Here is a 6,862-nt window from a genome sequence, read left to right on the forward strand (position 1 = left end):
GGGTGACAAGAAATCGCGGCGCTCGCCAGTCATCAAGGAGCGCCCCGTTGCGGTTGCCAGGAACGAGCCGGCCTGCTGGCGATCACGAGACATGGCGAGCCTGCCCGGACCGGCGCAAGCCGAACATCGCCTTGAGGCCACGGGCCAGCAGCGGCCAGAACAGCATCACCAGAGCGGCGCTGGTCAGGCTGCCGACCAGCGGGTTGGACCAGAAGATCGACAATTGCCCGTCGGAGAACAGCATCGATTGGCGGAAGGCATCCTCGGCCTTGTCGCCCAGTACCGCGGCGAGGATCAATGGCGCGATGGGGTAGCCGAGCTTCTTGAACACATAACCCAGGGCGCCGAAAATCAGCATCAGGCCGACATCGAACATCGAGTTGTGCACCGAGTAGGCACCGATCGAGCAGATCATGATGATGATCGGCGCGATGATCGAGAACGGTATGCGCAGGATCGACGCGAACAGCGGCACCGTCGCCAGCACCACGATCAGACTGACCACGTTGCCCAGGTACATGCTGGCGATCAGGCCCCAGACGAAGTCGTGCTGTTCGACGAACAGTGTCGGCCCCGGGTGCAGGCCCCAGATCATCAGCCCACCGAGCATCACCGCAGCGGTGGCCGAGCCAGGAATGCCGAGGGTCAGCATGGGCAGCAGGGCGCTGGTGCCAGCGCTGTGGTCGGCGGTTTCCGGGGCGATCACGCCCTCCATCTCACCCTTGCCGAAGTTGTCGCGGTTCTTCGAGAAGCGTCGTGCCAGGCTGTAACTCATGAACGAAGCGGCGGTCGGCCCGCCGGGGGTGACGCCCATCCAGCAGCCGACCAGAGCGCTGCGTAGCCAGGTCAGCCAGTAGCGTGGCAGCTTGGCCCAGGTGCGCAGGATGGTCATCGGCGTGATGCGCGCACGCTCGCCACGAAACACCAGGCCTTCCTCGACCGTGCAGAGAATCTCGCCGATACCGAACAGGCCGATCACCGCCACCTCGAAGCTCAGGCCGGAGAGTAGCCAGGGCTGGTCGTAGGTCAGGCGCAGTTCGCCGGATACGGTGTCCATGCCAACGGCGGCCATGGCGAAGCCGATCATCATCGCCACCACGGTTTTCAGAGGCGGGTTCTTGCTCATGCCGATGAAGGTGCAGAACGCCAGCAGGTACACCGCGAAGAACTCCGGTGAGCTGAACGCCATGGCGAATTCGGCGATGCGCGTCGACAGGAAGGTCAGCAGCAGAACGCCGACCAGCGCACCGAGCAGCGCCGAGGTGAAGGCGGCGGTCAGGGCTTCACCGGCCTGGCCGTTGCGGGCCATGGGGTAACCGTCGAACGTGGTCGCTACCGACGAGGGCTCGCCGGGGATGTTGAACAGGATCGACGTGATCGAGCCGCCGAACAGCGCGCCCCAGTACATGCACGAGAGCAGGATGATCGCCGACACCGGTTCCATGGTGAAGGTCAGCGGCAGCAGCAGCGCCACGCCATTGGGGGCACCAAGACCGGGCAGCACGCCGACGAGGATGCCGAGCAACACGCCGATCACCATCAGGCCGATGTGATGCGGGGTGAGGATCAGCGCCATGCCCTGCATCAGAGAGTCGATTTCGCTCATCGCGGCGTCCCTCCGGCAATGGCCACCAGGTCACCCAGCACGCCGCTGTCCAGAGGCACCTTGAACCACAGGGCGAAGATCAGGTAGCTGGCCAGCGCCGCGCCGCAGGAAATCGCTGCCACGGTGGGTATTCCATAAGGGGTGCTGCGCTGGCGATCGCTCCACATGAACCAGGCGATGAAAACCGCCGAGGCCAGGTAGATACCGCTGAAGGGCATGACGACGACATACAGGACGATCGGCAGGAACACCGCCAGCACCTGGCGAAATGCCTTGCGGCTGACGAAGGCGGCGCTCATCGCGGGCGTGCGCAGCAGCGCCAGAATCAGGTTGCCGACACTGGCTGCGGTCATCAGCAGGCCGATGTAGAAGGGAAAATAACCGGCTTCGGGGCCGCTATCGCCCCAGCCGATGCCGATATCGATGCTGCCGACCATGACGATGCTGCCGAGGGCGGCGGTGAACAGCGCCAGGCCGATTTCCACCCAGCGGGTGGCTACCAGCGGCGTATCCGTGGTGTTGGACATGAGTGTTTCCTCGCTGTGGGCATACCCGTTACGGCGGCCAGCGCCGCCGTGCGACCTGCTGGCAGGACTAATCGCGCAGCCAGCCGGCCTGCTTGAACACGGGAATGACACGCTCGCGATCCTTCTCGATGTAGCTCACCAGTTCCTGCCCGGAAAGGAAGGTCGGGGCCAGGGCGGAGCGTTCGACGTAGGTCTTGAACTCCGGCGTCTGGCTGACCTTGCGCATCAGCTCGACGTAGAAGGCGCGCTGCTCGTCGCTGACGCCACCGGGCAGGAACACCGTTCTCGGAAAGCGGTACTGGCCGATGCCCAGGCCCTGCTCCTTGCAGGTCGGAACGTCGGCCCAGGACTGGGTTTCTGTGACCTTCTGGGTGTAGATCATGCGCTGCTGGCTGAACACGCACAGTGGTACCACCTGACCGCCACGCCACTGGCTGAGGCTTTCGGCCGGGTTGTTGAAGTTGGCAGCGATATGCTTGCCGGCCAGCTGGGTGGACGCTTCGCTGCCGCTCTTGAAGGGGATGTAGGTGATCTTGGTGGCTGCCTGCTGGCCGAGCAGCAGGGTCAGGGTCTGGTCGACATCCTTGGACTGGCTGCCGCCGATGCGCATCTTCGCCGCGTTCTTGGCCAGGTCCGCCTTGAATGCCGCGGCGTCCTTCCAGGGTGCGCCCTGATACGTCCAGAGAATGAAGTCGTCTTCGGCCACGGCGGCGACCGGGGTCAGATCGGTCCACTGATAGCCCAGCTTGGCCACCAGCGGCAGCAGGTAGACGTTATTGGTGCCGATCACCAGTTTGTGGGCGTCGCCATCGGCCAGCTTCATCTCGAGAAAGGCTTCGGCGCCGTTGCCGCCACCCTTGTTGAACACCACGGTGTTGACGTCGAGCAGCTTGTGCTGGCTGATCGCCGACTGGATCACGCGGCCGAGCTGGTCGGTGCCGCCACCGGGGCCACCCGCGACGATGATCTCCACGTTCTTCTGCGGCTTCCAGTCTGCCAGGGCGGTGAGTGGGGCGGCGCAGAGCAGACTGCAGGCCGCGAGCAGGGCGGGAACATAACGCGTACGGGCAATGTGCATGGGGGTTACCTCATTGTTGTCGTTGTTATGGGTTACGCCGAGTCTGCAAAGCGAGTCGATAAGCGTCTACTCAAAAGAACTGATACTCCGATAGCCTCAGGTTATGCCGCCGGCCCAGTAGAGCGATAACTCCAGGCTATGTCCGTATGAGAAGCTTTGATTAGACGGTTATCGTTGAGCGGGCCGATAGTTCGCTCAACCCGGCTGACCGTTCGTCGCTCGGTACTACAAGAACAACAATGCAGAGGTAGTTCCCCATGGCTCAGGTCCAACCTGTCGCCCTGCCGGTGCACGCTTCCCTGAATCAGTCGCTGACAGGCAGGCCGTGCCGCGCACACTGGCGTATCGTCTTCGCCTTCATCGTTTTCGCGTCGATCGTCCTGATCGCTCTTGGCACAGGGGCTGGCGCCATGCCGAGCGTGCAGGCGCTGATGCTCTGCAGCCTGCCTCTGGCTGCCGCGTCGTGGCAGTTCTCTCCTTCTTTCAGCAACGGTGGCTGCCAACCCATATCCGCCGGGCCATTGCCTGCACAGCAGGTACCCCTTTTCTACCGTAACGCACGGCGCACCGTGCCCGATGTCATCCGCATGCCGGACGCATCTTCTGACCTGAGGACAAGCGCATGAGCAACTCGACCCTTCCCCGTCTGGCCATGGTTCTGGGTGATCCCGCCGGTATCGGTCCGGAGCTGATCGCCCGCCTGCTGGCCGAGCCGGAGGTACGCCGCAAGGCCCAGGTGCTGTTGATCGCCGACGAGGCCGAAGTGCGCCGCGGCATGGATATCGCCGGGCTGTCGTTCCCTTATCGCCTCATCGAATCGACCGAGGCGCTGCAGTTCACTGACGACACGCCGCTGCTGCTGCCGTTTCGTGGTGGTGCCGAAGGCGACTTCCCGCGCAGCGAGGCCAGCGTGATCGGCGGTCGCTATAGCCTCGATACCCTGGAGCAGGCGTTGCGCCTGACCGCAGATGGAGTCACCGATGCCATTGTGTTCGGTCCGCTGAACAAGACCTCGCTGCACATGGCCGGCATGGGCCACAGCGACGAGCTGCACTGGTTCGCCGAATACCTGGGTTTCGAGGGGCCGTTCTGCGAGTTCAACGTGCTCGACAACCTGTGGACTTCACGAGTGACTTCCCACGTGGCGCTGGCCGAGGTGCCGGGGCTGCTCAGTCAGGATCGGGTGATCGAGGCGATCCGCCTGATCGACACCGCGCTCAAGCGCAATGGCCTGGCAAAACCGCGCATCGGCGTTTGCGGCCTGAACCCGCACAACGGCGACAACGGCAGCTTCGGCCGTGAAGAACTGGACATCATCGGCCCTGCGGTGGAGCGCGCTCGCGAGCAAGGCATCGAGGCCATCGGTCCTTACCCGGGCGACACCATCTTTCTCAAGGTGCAGGGCGACAGCCAGGCCTTCGATGCGGTGGTGACCATGTACCACGACCAGGGCCAGATCGCGATCAAGCTGATGGGCTTCTCCCGGGGCGTGACGGTGCAGGGCGGTCTGCCGATCCCGATCACCACGCCGGCTCACGGTACTGCCTTCGACATCGCCGGGCAGGGCAGGGCCAATGTCGGGGCGACCCGTCAGGCCTTCGAGATCGCCTGTCGCATGGGCAGTCGCCAGCGGGGCTGATCGTACCAACGCTGTTTCCGAGAACAACAATAACAAGGAGCCATTCATGGCTAGCTCACTTCGCAATGATCGGCGGCCCCTGTGGCCGTCGGCGGGCCGCTCTGTGCGCGGCGCAAAGGGTCAGGGGGAGGATCTGCCATGCGCCTGCTGACGCTGCTGATGTCCCGTCTGTTCGAAACCATCGTGGTGTTCTGCATGGGCACCATGGTGATTCTGGTGTTCTTCAACGTGGTGCTGCGCTACGGCTTCAACTCCGGTATCGCCCTGTCGGACGAGGGCGCCCGCTACCTGTTCGTGTGGCTGACCTTCATCGGTGCGGTGGTCGCCCTGCGTGACAACGCGCACCTGGGCATCGACTTGCTGTATCGCCGCCTGCCCGCGTTCGGCCAGCGTGTCTGCGCGGTGCTCGCCGAGCTGATGATGCTGTTCTGCGTCAGCCTGTTCCTGATCGGTAGCTACAAGCAGACCGTGATCAACATGGACAACCTGTCGCCCGTGGCCAACCTGCCGCTGGGGCTGATGTACGCCGCCGGTGTGGTGTGCAGCCTGGGCATGGCGGCAATCATGATCAAACGCCTGTACCTGCTGCTGTTCCGCCATATCGACCCGGACAAGGTCATGCCGCTGAGCCCTGAAGACGCACTGATCTCCGAGGTGTCGAAATGACCATCGTGGTATTCCTCGGCTCCCTGCTGGGTGCCATGGCCATGCGCATTCCCGTGGCGTTCGCGCTGCTGGTGGCCGGCGTCGCACTGATGATCCAGCTGGACACCTTCGACGCGCAGATTCTCGCCCAGAACCTGATCAGCGGCGCCGACAGCTTCCCGCTGCTGGCCATCCCGTTCTTCATGCTGGCGGGGGAACTGATGAACGCTGGCGGCCTGTCGCGACGCATCGTCGCCCTGCCCATGGCGCTGGTTGGCCACAAGCGTGGCGGCCTGGGATTCGTGGCGATCATCGCTGCCATGGTGATGGCCTCGCTGTCCGGCTCGGCCGTGGCGGACACCGCCGCCGTGGCGGCGATGCTGATGCCGATGATGCGCAAGGCCGGCTACGACCCGAACCGTTCGGCCGGGCTGATCGCCGCAGGTGGCATCATCGCGCCGGTGATCCCGCCGTCGATTCCCCTGGTGGTATTCGGTGTCGCCGGTGGCGTATCGATCACCAAACTGTTCATGGCTGGCATCGTACCGGGGCTGATGATGGGCCTGGCGCTGTGGATGACCTGGTGGTGGCTGGCGCGCAAAAGCGATCTGCCTTGTGGCGAGAAGGCGCCGTTCAGTGAAGTCTGGAAGGCCTTCCTCGATGGTATCTGGGCCTTGCTGCTGCCGGTACTGATCATCGGTGGTCTGAAGATGGGCATCTTCACACCGACCGAGGCCGCTGCCGTGGCGGCGGTGTATGCACTGTTCATCTCGCTGTTCGTGTACCGCGAGCTGAAGGTTCGCGACCTGTTCAAGGTGTTCCTCGACGCCGGGCGTACCAGTGCGGTGGTGATGTTCCTGGTGGCCGCAGCGCTGGTCTCGTCCTGGCTGATGACCATCGCCGAGCTGCCGATGCTGGTCAGTGGGCTGCTCGAGCCACTGATCGATCGTCCGCAACTGCTGCTCGTGGTGATCATGGTGATCGTCCTGCTGGTCGGTACCACCATGGACCTGATGCCGATCGTGCTGATCCTCACGCCGGTGTTCATGCCGGTGATCAAGATGGCCGGTATCGACCCGGTGTACTTCGGCATCCTGTTCATCCTCAACACTTCCATCGGCCTGATCACGCCGCCAATCGGCAACGTGCTCAGCGTGATGAGCGGCGTCGGCAAGGTGCCGCTCGACGGTGTGATGCGTGGCGTGACGCCCTTCCTGTTCGCTCACCTGGGGGTTCTGGCGCTGCTGGTCATTTTCCCCGAACTGGTAATGACGCCCATGCGCTGGTTCCTCCCCTGAGTCTGGTTTTCCCTCACTGCAAGGAAGTAACGATGAAAAACAACAAGAAGAAAATGGTGCATCTGTGCG

The 6,862-nt window shown here is 63.5% G+C and carries 7 protein-coding genes; 4 read left to right on the forward strand and 3 right to left on the reverse strand.

Annotated elements, in window-relative coordinates; genetic code table 11:
- Positions 1-82 precede the first annotated feature (82 nt).
- The 3 genes from FHR27_RS26565 to FHR27_RS26575 form a co-directional block, all read right to left on the reverse strand.
- On the reverse strand, positions 83-1,606 hold the full coding sequence (locus tag FHR27_RS26565) for a tripartite tricarboxylate transporter permease (protein WP_042554653.1): 1,524 nt from the start codon (positions 1,604-1,606) through the stop codon (positions 83-85).
- Positions 1,603-2,133, reverse strand: coding sequence for a tripartite tricarboxylate transporter TctB family protein (locus FHR27_RS26570; protein WP_042554654.1), 531 nt, complete (start codon positions 2,131-2,133; stop codon positions 1,603-1,605). Before FHR27_RS26570 ends, FHR27_RS26565 begins: the two co-directional genes overlap by 4 nt.
- Before the next feature lie 67 nt (positions 2,134-2,200).
- Positions 2,201-3,211: a Bug family tripartite tricarboxylate transporter substrate binding protein gene (locus FHR27_RS26575; RefSeq protein ID WP_179539994.1), complete on the reverse strand. Its 1,011-nt coding sequence runs from the start codon at positions 3,209-3,211 to the stop codon at positions 2,201-2,203.
- 257 nt (positions 3,212-3,468) lie between these two features.
- Between FHR27_RS26575 and FHR27_RS26580 the strand changes: the two genes are divergently transcribed.
- From FHR27_RS26580 to FHR27_RS26595, 4 genes are all read left to right on the forward strand, one after another.
- Positions 3,469-3,837: a hypothetical protein gene (locus tag FHR27_RS26580; protein WP_179539995.1), complete on the forward strand. Its 369-nt coding sequence runs from the start codon at positions 3,469-3,471 to the stop codon at positions 3,835-3,837.
- Positions 3,834-4,850, forward strand: a complete 1,017-nt coding sequence (locus FHR27_RS26585) for a 4-hydroxythreonine-4-phosphate dehydrogenase PdxA (protein ID WP_179539996.1) — start codon at positions 3,834-3,836, stop codon at positions 4,848-4,850. Before FHR27_RS26580 ends, FHR27_RS26585 begins: the two co-directional genes overlap by 4 nt.
- Before the next feature lie 138 nt (positions 4,851-4,988).
- Complete coding sequence (locus FHR27_RS26590; protein ID WP_042554657.1) at positions 4,989-5,516, forward strand: TRAP transporter small permease; 528 nt, start codon at positions 4,989-4,991, stop codon at positions 5,514-5,516.
- On the forward strand, positions 5,513-6,793 hold the full coding sequence (locus FHR27_RS26595; protein WP_042554658.1) for a TRAP transporter large permease subunit: 1,281 nt from the start codon (positions 5,513-5,515) through the stop codon (positions 6,791-6,793). The genes FHR27_RS26590 and FHR27_RS26595 overlap by 4 nt, the downstream gene beginning before the upstream one ends.
- Positions 6,794-6,862 lie beyond the last annotated feature (69 nt).

The sequence above is a fragment of the Pseudomonas flavescens genome (assembly GCF_013408425.1).
Classification (GTDB): domain Bacteria; phylum Pseudomonadota; class Gammaproteobacteria; order Pseudomonadales; family Pseudomonadaceae; genus Aquipseudomonas; species Aquipseudomonas fulva_A.